This window comes from Massilia sp. W12 (assembly GCF_037300705.1).
Taxonomy (GTDB): domain Bacteria; phylum Pseudomonadota; class Gammaproteobacteria; order Burkholderiales; family Burkholderiaceae_D; genus JACPVY01.
On the sequence record NZ_CP147776.1, the window covers coordinates 3,946,343 to 3,961,501 of the forward strand.

11 protein-coding genes are annotated in these 15,159 nt (G+C 58.1%); 4 read left to right on the forward strand and 7 right to left on the reverse strand.

Annotated elements, in window-relative coordinates:
- Positions 1-91 precede the first annotated feature (91 nt).
- Positions 92-1,024, forward strand: coding sequence for an AEC family transporter (locus V8J88_RS15845; RefSeq protein WP_338845166.1), 933 nt, complete (start codon positions 92-94; stop codon positions 1,022-1,024).
- Positions 1,025-1,413: 389 nt separating this feature from the next.
- On the opposite strand, the gene V8J88_RS15850 is transcribed toward V8J88_RS15845, so the two are convergent.
- Both V8J88_RS15850 and V8J88_RS15855 read right to left on the reverse strand, forming a co-directional pair.
- Positions 1,414-1,959 (reverse strand): response regulator transcription factor, encoded by a 546-nt coding sequence (locus V8J88_RS15850; RefSeq protein WP_338845167.1) that lies wholly within the window; start codon positions 1,957-1,959, stop codon positions 1,414-1,416.
- Positions 1,956-3,260, reverse strand: coding sequence for an ATP-binding protein (locus V8J88_RS15855; protein WP_338845168.1), 1,305 nt, complete (start codon positions 3,258-3,260; stop codon positions 1,956-1,958). Before V8J88_RS15855 ends, V8J88_RS15850 begins: the two co-directional genes overlap by 4 nt.
- A gap of 147 nt (positions 3,261-3,407) precedes the next feature.
- Here V8J88_RS15855 and V8J88_RS15860 point away from each other — a divergent pair, with 147 nt between their 5' ends.
- Positions 3,408-4,145 carry a hypothetical protein gene (locus V8J88_RS15860; RefSeq protein ID WP_338845170.1) on the forward strand — a complete coding sequence of 246 codons (738 nt, stop codon included), beginning with the start codon at positions 3,408-3,410 and terminating at the stop codon, positions 4,143-4,145.
- 60 nt (positions 4,146-4,205) lie between these two features.
- On the opposite strand, the gene V8J88_RS15865 is transcribed toward V8J88_RS15860, so the two are convergent.
- The 3 genes from V8J88_RS15865 to V8J88_RS15875 are packed head-to-tail and all read right to left on the reverse strand — an operon-like array spanning position 4,206 to position 10,039.
- Positions 4,206-5,621: an efflux transporter outer membrane subunit gene (locus V8J88_RS15865; protein WP_338845171.1), complete on the reverse strand. Its 1,416-nt coding sequence runs from the start codon at positions 5,619-5,621 to the stop codon at positions 4,206-4,208.
- The gene (locus tag V8J88_RS15870; protein WP_338845172.1) at positions 5,614-8,775 is read right to left on the reverse strand and encodes a multidrug efflux RND transporter permease subunit; all 3,162 of its coding nucleotides are present in this window, start codon (positions 8,773-8,775) and stop codon (positions 5,614-5,616) included. Before V8J88_RS15870 ends, V8J88_RS15865 begins: the two co-directional genes overlap by 8 nt.
- 10 nt (positions 8,776-8,785) lie before the next feature.
- On the reverse strand, positions 8,786-10,039 hold the full coding sequence (locus tag V8J88_RS15875) for an efflux RND transporter periplasmic adaptor subunit (protein WP_338845173.1): 1,254 nt from the start codon (positions 10,037-10,039) through the stop codon (positions 8,786-8,788).
- A 159-nt stretch (positions 10,040-10,198) separates the two neighbouring features.
- On the opposite strand from V8J88_RS15875, the gene V8J88_RS15880 reads away from it, so the two are divergent.
- Complete coding sequence (locus V8J88_RS15880; protein ID WP_338845174.1) at positions 10,199-10,825, forward strand: TetR family transcriptional regulator; 627 nt, start codon at positions 10,199-10,201, stop codon at positions 10,823-10,825.
- Positions 10,826-10,870: 45 nt separating this feature from the next.
- On the opposite strand, the gene V8J88_RS15885 is transcribed toward V8J88_RS15880, so the two are convergent.
- On the reverse strand, positions 10,871-12,382 hold the full coding sequence (locus V8J88_RS15885) for a S8 family peptidase (RefSeq protein ID WP_338845175.1): 1,512 nt from the start codon (positions 12,380-12,382) through the stop codon (positions 10,871-10,873).
- Between the two features lie 798 nt (positions 12,383-13,180).
- On the opposite strand from V8J88_RS15885, the gene V8J88_RS15890 reads away from it, so the two are divergent.
- The gene (locus V8J88_RS15890; protein ID WP_338845176.1) at positions 13,181-13,816 is read left to right on the forward strand and encodes a lysozyme inhibitor LprI family protein; all 636 of its coding nucleotides are present in this window, start codon (positions 13,181-13,183) and stop codon (positions 13,814-13,816) included.
- A 136-nt stretch (positions 13,817-13,952) separates the two neighbouring features.
- Here V8J88_RS15890 and V8J88_RS15895 read toward each other — a convergent pair whose 3' ends face one another.
- The gene (locus V8J88_RS15895) at positions 13,953-14,573 is read right to left on the reverse strand and encodes a PEP-CTERM sorting domain-containing protein (RefSeq protein WP_338845178.1); all 621 of its coding nucleotides are present in this window, start codon (positions 14,571-14,573) and stop codon (positions 13,953-13,955) included.
- Positions 14,574-15,159 lie beyond the last annotated feature (586 nt).

Here is a 15,159-nt window from a genome sequence, read left to right on the forward strand (position 1 = left end):
CATGCGCCCGTTTTTTTTCGCCCGCAACGCCATCCCGGCCAGCATGGAAAGCTGCTAAAGTAGGACTCCCGCCCAATGTTTTTTCTGCGCTATGCTCATTCAGCAAATTCTGCTCTCCGCGCCCCTCTTCATTCTGGTGTTTTTAGGCTATGCCGTGATGAAATTCGCAAACTGGCCCGCCAGCATGTCAGAAAACCTGTCCCGCTATGTGTTCACGCTGGCGCTGCCGGCTATGCTGTTTCATTTGATGAGCGATTTAAGCCGCTTGCCGCCGGTTGATTGGCGTCTCTTGCTGGCGTTTTTCGGCTCTTGCCTGATTCTGTTTGCGCTGGGCCGCCTGCTGTATTGGAAGGTCTTCAAACTCGATGGCGCAAGCCAGGCGGTGTGCGCCATGTGCGGGGTGTTTTCCAATAATGTGATGTTGGGCGTACCGCTCACCAAGACCCTGCTGGGGGAGCAGGCGATGCCGGCAGTCGCGCTGATTCTGGTCTTCAACGCGCTGGTTTTGTGGACCATGATCACCGCTTCGATTGAAATTTCACGCAGTGGCAAGGTGAAGCCGGGCGATTTGAAAATGATTGTCTGGAATGTGGTGCGCAATCCCATGGTCGGCTCGATTGTGCTGGGTTGTTTGTGGGGTGTGAGCGGCATTCCCTTGCCCAAGGTTGTGGACGACACCGTGCAACTAATCGGCGCCAGCGCCGCCCCGCTGGCCCTGCTGGCGCTGGGCATGGGGCTGGCGGAATACGGCATGGGCAAAGACTGGCGCCTGCCGCTGGTAATCAGCGTGATGAAATTAGTCGCCCAGCCCCTTATCGCCTGGCTGCTGTGCTATTGGCTGGGCCTGGGCAAAACCGAAACCGCCGCCGTGGTCTTGCTGGCCTCGATTTCGATTGGCGTGAATGTGTATTTAATGGCGCGCCAATTCGGCGCCCAGGAAGGCCCGGTGGCCAGTGCGATTTTGATTTCCACCGGCTTGTCGGCGCTCTCCACGCCGTGGTTGATGAGTTTGGTGGGGTATTGAGGGACTGTTTAATAGCCTTGAAATAATTCGGTTCGGCGCATTTCCCTTCACACACAGTCAAAATGCGCGAACCTTGCACCCTCCTTTTTTGCTCTCAGCGCGCGCCAGTTGGCGCGCGCGGGCTTGTCCATCGCGCCCCATTATGCTGGCAAGGCGGAATGCAATTCATCCAGCATGGGCAAGGCGCCATACTGTCCCTGCATAATATTTAAGAAATTTGCGGAAAAATTGCATTTTTTTAATTTATTTTCTGAGGAAACAGAGAGTATTTCAGATCAAGCAGGAACTGGCTGTGTTGAAGCAGGACATTCCAGCCGCCTGTTGCGTCAAGCGCATCATGATCGAAAGCGCATCGCGGGCTTTCAGGTCGTCTGCAGCGCAGCGCTGGCCTACTCCTGCGCCGGTTTCTTACCCAATTTGCGCTGCAAGGTGCGGCGGTGCATATTCAGCGCGCGTGCGGCTTGCGAGATATTGCCCTGGTGTTCCGCCAGCACGCGCTGGATGTGTTCCCACTCCAGCCGGCGCACGCTCATGGTGGCGGGGGTTTGCGCTTCTTCGACTTCCGGCGGGCTGTGCGCCTCAGCTTGCAGGGCGTGCAAAATCGCTTCCAGCGTGGCCGGCTTGGGTAAATAATCATCCGCGCCGGCTTTGATCGCCTGCACCGTGGTGGCGATGCTGGCGTAGCCGGTCAACATCACAATCCGCGCCTGCGGCTGGGCGGCGCGTAATTGCGGCAGCCAGTGCAAGCCGGAATCCTGTTCCAGATGCATGTCCAAACAAAGATAATCAAATTGCTGTGCGTGGCAGGCTTGCAAAGCCGCTGCGCCCTGCGCGCAAATCTGCACCGCAAACCCGCGCCGCCCCAGACTGCGCGCCAGCGTTTGCGCAAACACCGCATCATCTTCCAATAACAGCAAAGGCCCGGGCGCCCTCATTTTTCCTCCCACGGCACACTCAACCACAAGCGCACACAGGCGCCCGGCTTGCCGTCGGCCCGCGCGCCAAAGGCCAATTCCGCGCCGATCTGGCTGGCCGCCACCACCGCCAGCCACAAACCAATTCCCTGCCCGCCGCTGCTGGAGGTCAGCGGCGCATGCCCGAGCAAGGGTAAGAGTTCCGGCGCAATGCCCGGCCCGTGATCAGACAGGGTGAAACTCAGGCCGGCTTTCTCATGCAATTGCTGGCGCCGCACTTGCAGCATGAGCGGCTTGCCGGGTGCGGCTTGTTGCGCATTTTCCAGCAGGGTTTGCAAAATTTGCGCCACCGCCCAGGCATCGCTCAAGGGCGGCGCCGGCTGCAAATCCGCCGCCAGATCCAATTCCAGCGGCGCGTGCGGATGCAGCAGGCGCCAGGCGTCCAGCCATTCTTGCAACCAGCGCGCCAGCGGCGGCGGCGCGCTGTTGTTGGCCTGCCGCGCGCGCATTTGCTGCAAAGCCTGCCGACAGGAAGCGAGTTGCGCCTCGATCAATTGCAAATCCGCCTCGACCCAGGCGAGCGCCGGATTCATGCCGGTTTGCTCGCGCAAATCCGCCACCAGCAAGGTAATGGTGGAGAGCGGCGTGGCGAGCGCATGCGCCGCCCCCGCCGCCTGCGCCGCCAGCGCCAACACTTGCGCATGCTGCATCTGCCGTTCGCGCGCCTGCGCCAATTGGGTGTCGCGCATGCGCAAGGTGGTGGAAATGCGCGCCACAAACCAGGAAATCACCAGCGCCGCGAGGGCGAAAGTGAGCCACATGCCGGCCAGATGCAATTTCACCGCCAGCTCGCCATTACCCAATTCCAGCGGCAGATAAAAGCGCCACAGCAAGGCATACATGCCGACCGCCAGCGCAGCCAACAGCGCCGTTCTGCGCGGCGGCAAAATCGCCGCCGCCAAGGCCAACAGCGCAAGTAAAAAGGAAACAAAGGGATTGGTGGCGCCGCCGCTTAAATACAGCAAGCCGCCGTATAACAGCAGATCGAGCAGAAATTGCAAAAACAGCCCGCCTTCGCTCAATGGGCGCGGCTGACGCATACGCCAGATGGTGGCGGCGATGCTGGCCAGCGCCAGCAAAATCAATGCGGCAAAGGGCGTGGACGGCATGCGCAAACCCAGCCAGCGCCAGGCGGCCAGCAGCGCCAGCAATTGACAAGTCCAGCCAAACAGGCGCAACAAAAGTATGCGGCGCAACATCGCGTGCTGCGGCCAATCCGGCAACAGCGCAGCGAATAAGGTGGAGACGGGCGTGGTGAGCATGCAGGGATTATAGCGCCGCATAGTTTGCTTGCGGGCAATTCCAGGGAGAAACGGAGTGGCGCCTGGTTTTCTCGCTCTGCACTTGCCGCCCGCACCACAGCACGGCTACACTCCATCTGCCGGTCTGGCTTGAGAGGAGATCAAAGCATGAAGTGGCATCTGTGTTTGCCAGTCGCCGCACTGGCCATCGGGGTGGCGCAGGCCGCCTCATTTGACTGCGCGCGCGCCGCCAGTCCTGCGGAAAAAATGATTTGCGCCCAACCGGAATTATCCAGCCAGGATGAAAGCATGGCGCGGCTGTGGCATGCTTTGCGCGCGCATGCGGCGGCGCCCGACCTGATGCCCAGGCAGCAAGCCTGGCTCAAACAGCGCAATCAGTGCAAAAACCAAGCCTGCCTGCAAATGCTGTATGCGCAAAGGATTCAGGCGTTTCAGCAACTCAAGCGCTGGCTGGATGCGCCGCATGCGCACAATATCGACTTGCTGCTGTACGCTGGCGAATACGCCACTGGCGCGTTTTTCAAAGACAAACAGGTGCAAGACGGCTTGCGCGCGATTTTGCAAAACCGCTACCCGGCTTACCAGCAATTTTTACGCGCAGCCGGCGGCGGTATGATCGAGGTGCGCGGCGACTATCTGTTTGCCGACCGCAGCCAGCTGCATAGCGGCGGCTATACCTCCAAGCTGTTTATCAATTTGCGCGACGGCACGTTTTGCCTGTTTTGGCTGAATGATGCGGCGGCTTCCGGCAAGGCTGAGTTTTTCGGCGTCGAACCGGCGCCGGAAGCTGTATTGCAAATGGTGGCGGATGATATGAATCAGGAATGGGGACATGTGGCTGTTTTCAGTGCGCGGCAAGGCAAATTGCACAGCAAGCCAAAGTAATCAATCCTGCCAGTCCCCATAAGCGGGCGCGCACCGGATAAACCGGCGCGCCCGCCCCGTTCACGCCGCGCCGCCGCCCAGGGCGCGATACACCCCGAGCAGGGCTTGCAATTGCTGGCGCTGCGCTTCCAATAAAGCCAGTTCCGCTTGCAAGCTGTCGCGTTCGTGGTTGGCGGCTTCCAGTGCGGATTGCAAACCGCGCGCCTCGCGCTGGCGCTGCATGGCGCGGTTTTGCTGCGCCAGGGTATGGCGCTGCTGCTGCGCCAGCAGATTGTGCTCGCCGGCGGCATACGCGCCGAGCGCGTCGTGCACATCGCGAAACGCCGCCTGCACACTCTGCGCATATTGCGCGATTGCCTGTTGCTGGCGCGCATTGCTGCCAGCCACCACCGCATCAATGCTGCCGCTGCGGAATATGGGCTGGGTCAGATTCGCCGCCAGATTCCACAACATGGAAGACGGGCTGAACAAATCGCTCATCTCGCGCGACTCGCGGCCATAAGCCGCCGTCAGGCGCAGACTGGGAAAATACAGACTGCGCGCCTGCGCCAGATCGGCTTGCGCGGCCTGCAAACCGGCTTGCGCAGCGCGCACATCAGGCCGCCTTTGCAAAACCTCGGATGGTGTGTCTTGCGGCAAGCGGCTGCGCGCCAGCAAGCTGGGCAGATCGGCCCCCCGCGCAATTTGCGGCGATGCGATTTGCGCCGGCGAGCGCCCGGCCAGCATGGCCAGCGCGGCCTCGGTCTGGCTGCGCGCTTGCTGCGCCTGACTCAAGCTTTGCGCCGCCGCCAACACCTCCTGTTGCGCCAGATTGAGTTCGAGCTGATTGGCCAAACCGGCGGCGAAGCGCTTTTGCAGCACGGCATGGGCCTGGCTGCGCGAACTGTGCAGCGCTTGCAGCAGCGCATATTGTGCGTCCAGCGCGCGCAAATTCAGATAATGCTGCACCACATTCGCGTACAAACTCATGCGCACGGCGGCGCGGTTGGACTGGGCCGCCAGCACGCGCGCCCGCGCGGCGGCATCCGCCTGTCCCAATTTCCCCCATACATCCAGCTCATAACTGGCCGCCAGACCCCAATTGAAATCATTCGAGGTCAGTTTGGCCCCGGCGGGCAGGCGACCCGTGTTGGCGCTGCTGCGGGTGCGGCTGTTATTGGCGTACAGATCCAGCGCCGGAAACAGATTCGCATGCGCCGCCTGGGACGCGGCGCGCGCTTCTTCCAGACGCGCGGCGGCTTGTTGCAAATCCTGATTACGCGCATCCGCTTCGCGCAATAAGTCTTGCAATGCCTGGTCTTGCCAGATCCCGGCCCAGTCCTGCCAGTCCGCTGCGCCCTGTCCCTCAAGAGCAAGCGAGGCCGGTAATTCATATTGCGGCAGGCTGGCGCTGTGCGGCGCGCTGGCGCATGCGCTCAGGGCCAAACTGAGGGCAATGACTAGCGCACGGGTGGATGCAAAATGCGCTTTACGCATGGTCGGCCTCCTGTTTTTGTTGCTCTTTTATGGTGATGTGCTGCGGATGTTCAAAATCCTGCGGCAAGCTGCGCAAGCGCCTGTCGTGAATCAGTTTGAAAAACAGCGGCACAAAGAAAATCGCCAGGAAGGTGGCCCCCAGCATGCCGCCCAGCACACCGGTGCCCAGCGACTGGCGCGCCGCCGCACCGGCCCCGTGTGAAAACGCGAGCGGAGCGACGCCTAAAATGAAGGCCAGCGAAGTCATTAAAATCGGCCGGAAACGCAAGCGCGCCGCTTCCAATGCCGCCGCCGCCGGGGCAAAACCCTCATGCGTTTTCATGACTGCGAATTCGACGATCAAAATCGCATTTTTCGCCGCCAGCCCCAGCAGTGTCACCAAGCCGATCTGGAAATACACATCATTATTGAAGCCGCGCGCCCACACCGCGACCAGGGCGCCGAAAATGCCAAACGGCATCGCCAGCAAAACCGAGAACGGCAGCGACCAGCGTTCATATTGTGCGGCCAGAATCAAAAAGATCATCAGCACGCCGGCCCCCAGCGCCAGACTGCCGGCGCTGCTGCTGCGTTTTTCCTGGAAAGATACGCCGCCCCAGTCATAACCGACATCCGCCGGCAAGACTTTTTGCGCGACCCGTTCCATCGCGGCTAAAGCCTGTCCCGAGCTGTAACCCGGTTTGGCATTGCCGAGCAGTTTGATCGCCGGCAGACCATTGAAACGCGGCACAGAATCCGGCCCGGTGACAAAGCGCACCTGGGCGAAACTTTGCAGCGCAATCATTTTGCCGCCATTGCTGCGCACAAACAGCTTGCCGATATCTTCCGGCTTGGCGCGGTAATCGGCTTCGGCTTGCAGCAGCACATTGTAGGTGCGGCCATTTTTATTGAAGTCGTTTACGTAATATGCGCCCAGGGTGGCGGCCAGGGTGTTGTACACATCGGCCAGATTCACGCCCATAGCGCGCGCTTTCTCATTGTCCACATCGACAAATAATTGCGGTGAATTGGCTTGCCATAAGCTTTTCACGCCGGCCAATTCCGGCTGCTTATTCGCTTCCTCCATAAAGGTTTGCAGCAGCTGGGCCAGACGGCGCACCCCGCCCTCCCCTTTGTTTTGCAGATAAAACTCAAAGCCGCCGGTTTGTCCCAGTCCCTGAATCGCGGGCGGCGAGAAAAAGATCGGCATGCCTTCACGAATGCCGCCGGTTTTCATAAACGCCTCGCCCACCAATTGCTGTACGCCCTTGCTGCGCTGATCCCAGGGTTGCAGCGGGAAAAACATGGTGGCGCCGGAAGTTTTCATGCCGCCGCCGCCCAGGAAGTCGAGGCCGACCAGGGCGAAGCGGGTTTTGATTTCCGGCGTGCCTTCAAAGATTTTTTCCACTTGCTGCACCATTTGATTGGTGCGCTCAAGCGAAGCGCCATCCGGCATGATGGCGGCGCCGATGAAATAGCCCTGATCTTCATCCGGGGCCAGACCGGTCGGCACTTTTTTCCACAAGAAGACGGATGCGGCCAGCATCAGACCAAACAAAAACAGCCCCAGCACGGCGCGCCGCAGGAAAAACGCGACGCCCCGGGTATAGCCGGCGGTGACACGCTCAAACCAGCGATTGAAGGCCATGAAAATGCCGCTGGTATGACGCGTTCCCGGTTTTAAGAGCATGGCGCACAGCGCCGGGGTCAGGGTCAGCGCCACTACGCCGGACAAAATCACAGCAATCGAAATCGTCACCGAGAATTGGCGGTACAGCTCGCCGGCCAGGCCGCCTAAGAAGGCAATCGGGCCGAAAGCGGCGGTCAGCACCAGCACAATCGCAATCACCGGGCCGGTGACTTCGCGCATCGCTTCGATCGCCGCCTCGGTGGGTGACAAGCCTTCTTCATGCATCAGGCGTTCGACGTTTTCCAGCACCACGATGGCGTCATCCACCACAATCCCGATTGCCAGCACCATGCCAAACAGGGTCAGGGTATTGATCGAATAACCGAGCAGGTGCAAGCCGGCCATGGTTCCGATCAGGGACACAGGCACAGCCAAGGTCGGGATCAGGGTGGCGCGCCAGTTTTGCAGAAAGACATAGACCACCACAAACACCAGCAACATCGCTTCGCCCAGGGTTTTCAAGACTTCCGCAATCGACTCGGTGACAAAGGGCGTGGTGTCATACGGTGTTTGGTAATCCATGCCGGGCGGGAATTTGGCTTTCAATTCCTGCAGCGCGCTCTCAACTGCGCGCCGGGTTTCCAAGGCATTGGCCCCGGTTTGCAAAAACACGCCGATATTCGCTGAAGGATGGCCATTCACGCGGCCGATCAGGCTGTAATCTTTAGCCCCAAGCTCGACCCGCGCCACATCGCGCACACGGATCGCCGCGCCGCCGGGCTGGGATTTGATCAAAATGTTTTCAAATTCCGCAGGTTCCTGCAAGCGCCCGCGCGCGGTGACGGTCATAGTCAGCTCTCCGCCGGCATCCGGCGGGGCGCCGATTTTACCGGCGGCGTATTGCGCATTTTGTTCATTCACCGCTTGCGCGATGTCATTGACGGTGACGCCGAGTTGCGCCATGCGGTCGGGCTTGAGCCAGATCCGCATCGCATAGTCGCGCGCACCGAATACTTGCACATTGGTCGTACCGGGAATGCGTTTGATCGCATCCAATACGTTTTGCGTGGCGTAGTTGGATAAAAACAGGGTGTCGTAACGGTTATCCGGCGAATACAGCGCCGCCACCACCAGGAAATTGGAGGAGGATTTGGCCACCGTCACGCCCTGCCGCCGCACCTCCTGCGGCAATTTGGCGTCGGCCTGGCGCACCCGGTTGTTGACATTCACCGCCGCGATATCGAGGTTTGTCCCGACTTCAAATGTCACGTTGATGGTGACACGTCCGTCAGCGGATGAGGTGGAATCCATGTACAACATTTTTTCCACGCCATTGATTTGCTCTTCAATCGGCGCAGCCACGGTGCGCTCCAGCACTTCAGCGGAAGCGCCCGGATAATAGGCCGAGACTGTCACCACCGGCGGCGCGATGTCGGGATAGCGCTCCACCGGCAAGACGCGCAAAGCGGCCAGACCGGCTAACACGATCAAAATCGACAGCACGCTGGCGAAGATCGGCCTTTGTATAAAAAATCGCGAAAACATGGGCGCTCCTTCAGTGCGCTGCGCTGGCGGCAACGCTGGCTTTAGCGCTGGCGGCGGCGCTGGCCGGGGCCGCCGCAGCAGGTGCGCCAGGCGCGGCTTGCAGCGGAATCAGATGCGGCTTGACCGGCATGCCTGGAATATGCGCCTTGATCACGCCATCCGCCATCACCATATCGCCATCCTGCAAACCTTTGGTGACCACCCACAAACCCTGTTGCCAGCCATCGACCTGCACCGGGCGCGGCTGCAATTTATTATCTTTGCCCACCACAAACACCATCTTGCCCATCGGGCCATCGATCACCGCGCGCTGCGGCACGGCGATGGCTTGCGCGCGTTGCGCGCCTTGCAGCAGCACGCGCACGAATTGGCCGGGGCGCAAAACGCCATCCGGATTCGGGATTTCCGCGCGCGCTTCAAAGCCGCCATGCGCCGGATTGATTTTTTCACTGGTGAAATTCATTTTGCCGCTGCGCGCATACAGGCTGCCGTCGGCCAATTTGATTTGCACGGTGAACGGCAGGCTGCCGTTTTTGGCGCGCGCGCCGGGCAGCACAATTTTTTGCGCCGCCGCTTCGCGCTGCAAACTCAGCCAGTCGCTTTCCGGCAGCGTGAAATGGATATGCATGGGGTCGGTTTGCACCAGGGTGGTCAAGACATCGTTCGGCCCGACCAGATTGCCATTGCTTTTCAGAGCCACGCCGGTGACGCCGGCCACCGGCGCAGTGATGGTGCTGCGCTCCAGATTCAGTTTCGCATCCGCCGCCTGGGCGCGTGCCTGCAGCAAACCGGCTTCAGCGATTTCCAGCGCGGATTTGGCGTCATCCGCCTCTTTCTGGCTGACTGCTTTATCTTGCAACAGCGGCTGCAAGCGCTCGAATTCGCGCCTGGCCTGGCGCTGACGCGCTTCCGCCAGAGACAGATTGGCTTGCGCGGTTTGATATTGATTGCGGTAATTGTCGGCATCGAGTTTGAACAGCGGCGCGCCAGCCGCCACCCGCGCACCTTCTTCATATAAACGCTGTTCGATGATGCCGGAAACGCGCGCGCGCACTTCAGTTTCCTGCGCGCCGGCGCTTTGTCCCGGATATTCATAGTTATTCGGCAATGCCTGCAGTTTGGCTTGCACCACATTCACATCCGGCGGCGGCATCTGAGCCGGCCCCGGGCCTGGCGCTGCGGGTTTTTGACAGGCGGACAAGAGCAAACCAGCCGCCAGCAGCGAGAGCCAGGCGGCGGGCTTGAAAGGAGTTTGTTTTGACATGGATCTATCCTTGGAATGCCTCGGCTGAAGTGAAGTGGCGTGAGGCGATGTGCTATTATATACATACACGGATGTTTGTATAGTCTCCAATTTTAAGCGGATTGTTGCAGACTGTGTAAACTGCAAGCAGCCGGGACTCAGGCGCACACAGAGGGAAGTATGGTCAGAAAAACAAAAGAAGAAGCGCTGCAAACCTATCATGCGCTATTGGACGCCGCCGAGCGCGAGTTCCGCGCGCGTGGGGTGAAAGACACCACTTTGGCGCATGTGGCCGCCGCCGCCGGCGTCACGCGCGGCGCGGTGTATTGGCATTTCAAAGACAAAGAAGCCTTATTCGCCGCACTGCGTGAGCGCGCCTTTGCGCCGAACGAGGCGCTGTTGCAGCAAATGGAGGCGAGCGCGCAAACCGATCCACTGGCTTCATTGCAAACCCTGCTGGAACAAGTCTTGATCCTGGTGGCGCGCGACCCGCGCCAGCGCGTGATGTTTGAAATTTTGTTTCACCGCTGCGAAAAAAATCAGGATTTATTATTTTTCGGCGACGACCGCGAAAAGCGGCGCGAGTGCATGTCGCAATTGCAGCTGCGCTTCAACGCCGCCATCGCGCGCGGCGACCTGCCGCAAAACGCCAACAGCCATGTCTTGATGCACGCCATGCATGCGTATCTGATCGGCTTGATTCATGAATGGCTGGTTGAACCGGAAGCATATGATTTGGCGCAACAGGCGCCGGCGCTGGCGGCGATGTTTATGGCGGGGGTGCGGGCGAGGCCGGTGACGGGATGACAAAAAAGGCGGCCCGCAGGCCGCCTTTCTCACAGCAAAAAGCAATTACTGCACAGTCGCCACCAGGCTGGCGCCCGAGGTTGCGGTGTAGCCATACACCAGCAGATAATACGTGCCGGCAGCCGGTGCGCTGAAGGTGATGGTTTCGCTATTGGTCGAACCATCCGACTTCTTGGTGTAGCTGGTGGTGGTCGGCGGGGTGGACATACGTGCATACAGATCGCCATCGCCACTGCCACCGCTCATGCGGAAGGTCAGACTGGTTTTACCAGACGGCACCACGATGCTGTACAACTTGCTCGCGCCTTTGGCCAAAGACCCCACGCTCACCGTCACACCGCTGGTCAAGACGTTGGAAGGCGGATTCGGATCGCCGCCGCCGCCGTTCAGGAATTGCGTGTTCAGGAATTTATTCACACCGGAAGGAATGCCGGTGATTTTCCCGGTCAGGCCATTCGTCACCAGTGCGCTGGTGACTTGGCTGACAGTGGCGTTCGGATTGGCTGCCAGATACAGCGCAGCTGCACCGGCCACATGCGGCGACGCCATCGAGGTGCCGGACATGGTGGTCGAACCGGTGTCGGAAGCACGGCTGGCCGAGGTGATGTTCGAGCCAGGCGCATAGATATCCACGCAAGAGCCGTAGTTGGAGAAGCTGGAACGCGCATCAGTGTTGGTGGTGGAGCCAACCGTGATCGCGCTGGCGGCGCGCGCCGGCGAGTAGTTACAGGCGTTGCTGTTGTCATTGCCGGCAGCCACCACGGTGACGATGCCAGCAGCAGTCATACGCGCCACGGCATCATCCACGGCTTGCGAAGCGCCGCCGCCCAGGGACATATTCGCCACAGCAGGCTTGATCGCGTTTCTCGCCACCCAGTCCATACCGGCAATCACGCCGGAATTGGTGCCGCTGCCGTCACAACCCAGCACGCGCACCGGGTGCAAGGTAACCGATTTCGCCACGCCCCAAGTGGTGCCGCCAACGGTGCCGGCGACGTGAGTGCCATGGCCTTGGCAGTCATTGGTGCCATTGCCATCGTTCATGGCGTCAAAGCCATTGCCCATACGGCCAGAGAACTGGCTGTGGGTGGAGCGGATACCGGTGTCGATGATGTAGGCGTGCACACCGCTGCTGGCCGGGTAGGTGTAAGTGGTGGACAAAGGCAGATTGGTTTGGTCGATACGGTCAATACCCCAGGTGGCGCCGGTTTGCGTGGCGACCACGCGCACCACTTGATCCGCTTCCACATAGGCCACCGAAGGATCATCCGCCAGACGCTTGGCGTTTTCCGGGGTGGAGGAAATCACCGCACCGCGCAGCGCATGCTCAAAGCTGCGTTCCACCGCGCCGCCATAACGCATGCTCAAATTGCCGGCAACGCTGGCCGATGTTTGTTTGACGCCGGCAATTGTCATTGCCTGATCTTTGAACACCACGATATAGCGGTTCGGCACGGCATTCGGCGATTGCAAAGCACGCACTTCACCAGCTTGTGCGCCAAAACATGCCAATACTGCGCAGGCCAGCAGAGATTGTTTCAGGTATGCAGATTTCATCTATGTCTCCTCTATTTTTCAGGTGTAAGCAATCCCCTTCCCTTTAATAAATATCAAAGGAAATTGAATGCCATATTCAGGACGAATGTATTCAATGTGCTGATGCACATGAATCTTGTCCATTTATTTTTAAATAAAACATGCCCTGCAGTTATTCTGCAAACAGAATATAAATCGCAGGAGGGTGAATCCGGAAAACACGCTGAAGTAAATCAGGTATTCCCTATGCAGAGACTGCGGAAATTGGACATATCAAAAAATAAACACATCCAATGAGGCAGAGTATGAGTTTGATTTTTTAACAAGTCAAGGGCTGCTGTTAAATTTTTATTGATGCATCGCAAACAGATTCGGACAAATGTTTGCCTGCGAATTGCTTTCATGTATACGAATTCAGCCCATGCGCTTATCAAGTTTTTTCCACACGGAAATTAAAAAATTTGCAAAATATCTACACGGCAATATTTATTGCCAAAAAATCACTTTTGCAGCATGAAATCTCTTCACTGTGCCGGATGCTGCAGCCGCACTGCATAAAATCATCTGATAACCTGGGGATTAGCAAGCAAGTAACTGCTCTATTTTTTTAACGCTGCTTTGCCGGTTTTTCCCGCTTGATTCGCAGCGATCTGCGGCAAGCCGGCGCGGACTGCCAGCCGCACTTTGCGCATTTGATGCGGAAACTTGCCCCGCACTGCCGGTTTGGCAGTGGTTTTTCACCATCCGGCATGGCTGTCATCTATCAGCAAAGCGCCGGACATGACTTATCATGAGCACAGGCAAACCAGGGAGCCGCGTATGCGCACACAAATTTTCGCCGTCTTGTCATGCATCATCCTGGCCTGGGACGCGCCGGCGCTGGCGCAGGAACAGTGGGAATACCACGAAACCGTGCACTACCAGGAAAACCACGACCCGCAGATGGTGTGGTTAAAGGATGGGCGTCAGTTGCAAGTCGTGTACGGGACGGAAATCAGCTGGGAGGCGGTGGAGAGTTGGCGCCCCGGGCGGCCACTGGCGCTGCTGTGGAGCGCGCAACGCGGTCTGGCGCTGCAGGATACGGCAAGTGGAAAGTGGATTACCGTGCTGAATGGCTGGCAGATCCATCCCATTGAAAAAATGCGCGAACAATGCCTGAACAAAAATCCCGTCACCATGGGCTTGGCGGAATGCTATCTGACGGAAGCCGCGCACTGGGACCGCATGTCAAATTGGGCTTACAAGCGCCTGCAGGCAAGACTCAAGCCGGAAAGTCGGCGCGCCTTGCAGCAATCGCAAAGAGAATGGCTCAAATTCCGTGAGGCGCAAGTGCGCTCGATTCAAGCGGTGTATAGAGAGCGGGAAGGCTCGATCACGCAAATTCATTATGCGCAAAGAGTCCGTCAGGTCAGCAAAGATCAGGCCTTGCTGCTCAACAGTTTGCTGGAAGACTAAGCGCCGGCAAGCCTGCCACATCGGCACAATCTATTTCTTCCGCTTATTTTCGCGAGGAATCGCTCAGCCCGGCACACGCCGGCGCCAACAACAACGCCGCCCGCAGGCGGCGTTGAGACACGCAAGCAATCAAGAATCAGGCTTGACGGCGACGGCGGGCCAGCAGACCCAGACCAGCCAAACCAGCCAGCATCATGGCGTAGGTTTCAGCTTCCGGCACGGCATTGACGCGGAAGTTAGCGCCGCCGATATAAGCGCCGGTCATGGTGAAGCTCTTGATGACAGCAGCGTTTTGACGGAAACCGTGGAATTCACCAGTGTTTGTGCCGCCACCGGTGTTGAAATTCAGGGTGTAGGATTCCAGCAGCGCGCCATTGGCATCATACGCGGCGATCACCGGGGTGCCATAGGAGGCGCTGCCGGTTGCGTAGTTCATGAAGCCGCCGAAAGCCATCACCGGAGTATTGAAGGTGAAGGTCATTTTGGCGGAAGGCGAGTTGCTGCCAACCATGGTGACCGAAGCGCCGCTCCAGGAACCATTGCCAGCGAAGCCATAGCCATTGGTATAGCCATACACCGAGTTGGTGCTGTTGCTGGTCCAAACGGTGTTGGCGTCCAGGTTTTGCGGACCAGAGCCAAAGTAGTTCAGCACTTGCATATTCAATGCTGTGCCGTCATTGAGTTCGGTGATATGTGCAGCTTGAGCGGACATTACAAAAGCGCCGCCGAGCAAAGAAGCCAAAATCAGTTTTTTCATGTTATATGGTGGTCTGAAAAGGTGGAAACGAACGCCGGTGCTATGGCGAAAGATTTTATTATTGCCTGCCTAAAAACTGAAAATCACATTTTTAAGGCCTGAATGGCTTGCAAAACGAGCTACACAAAATGACAATGAAAATGAAGTAAATACCATCATTTTATTCTGTTCTTGCATGCAGTTCTGCACTCCATGGATGAGGATACTAACAAAGAAAGTTTCATATCGCAATGCAATGTTACAAATTAATTGCCTTAACATCATCAAAAAATATCATTCAAGCATATTTTTTAATAAAACAATGCTATTTACATCATTTAACAAGCAGAACAGATCAAAATCTCTGCATCTTTTATGCAACACCTGACAGCACACAACACACTTTCCCTATACGTAAACTGATCTGAATTCAGCCAATTCCTGAAAAACTGATCAAGTCCAAAAGTAACAATGCATCATCTGACTTGAAAAGAGTCGCTGCACAGCACCCGGCATGCAACGTTTCAAGCCGGAAACAAGCCGCCGCCAACCTGCTTGCCGCACTGATATGCGCGTGCTTTCCGGGCTATACTGAAATCACTCACAG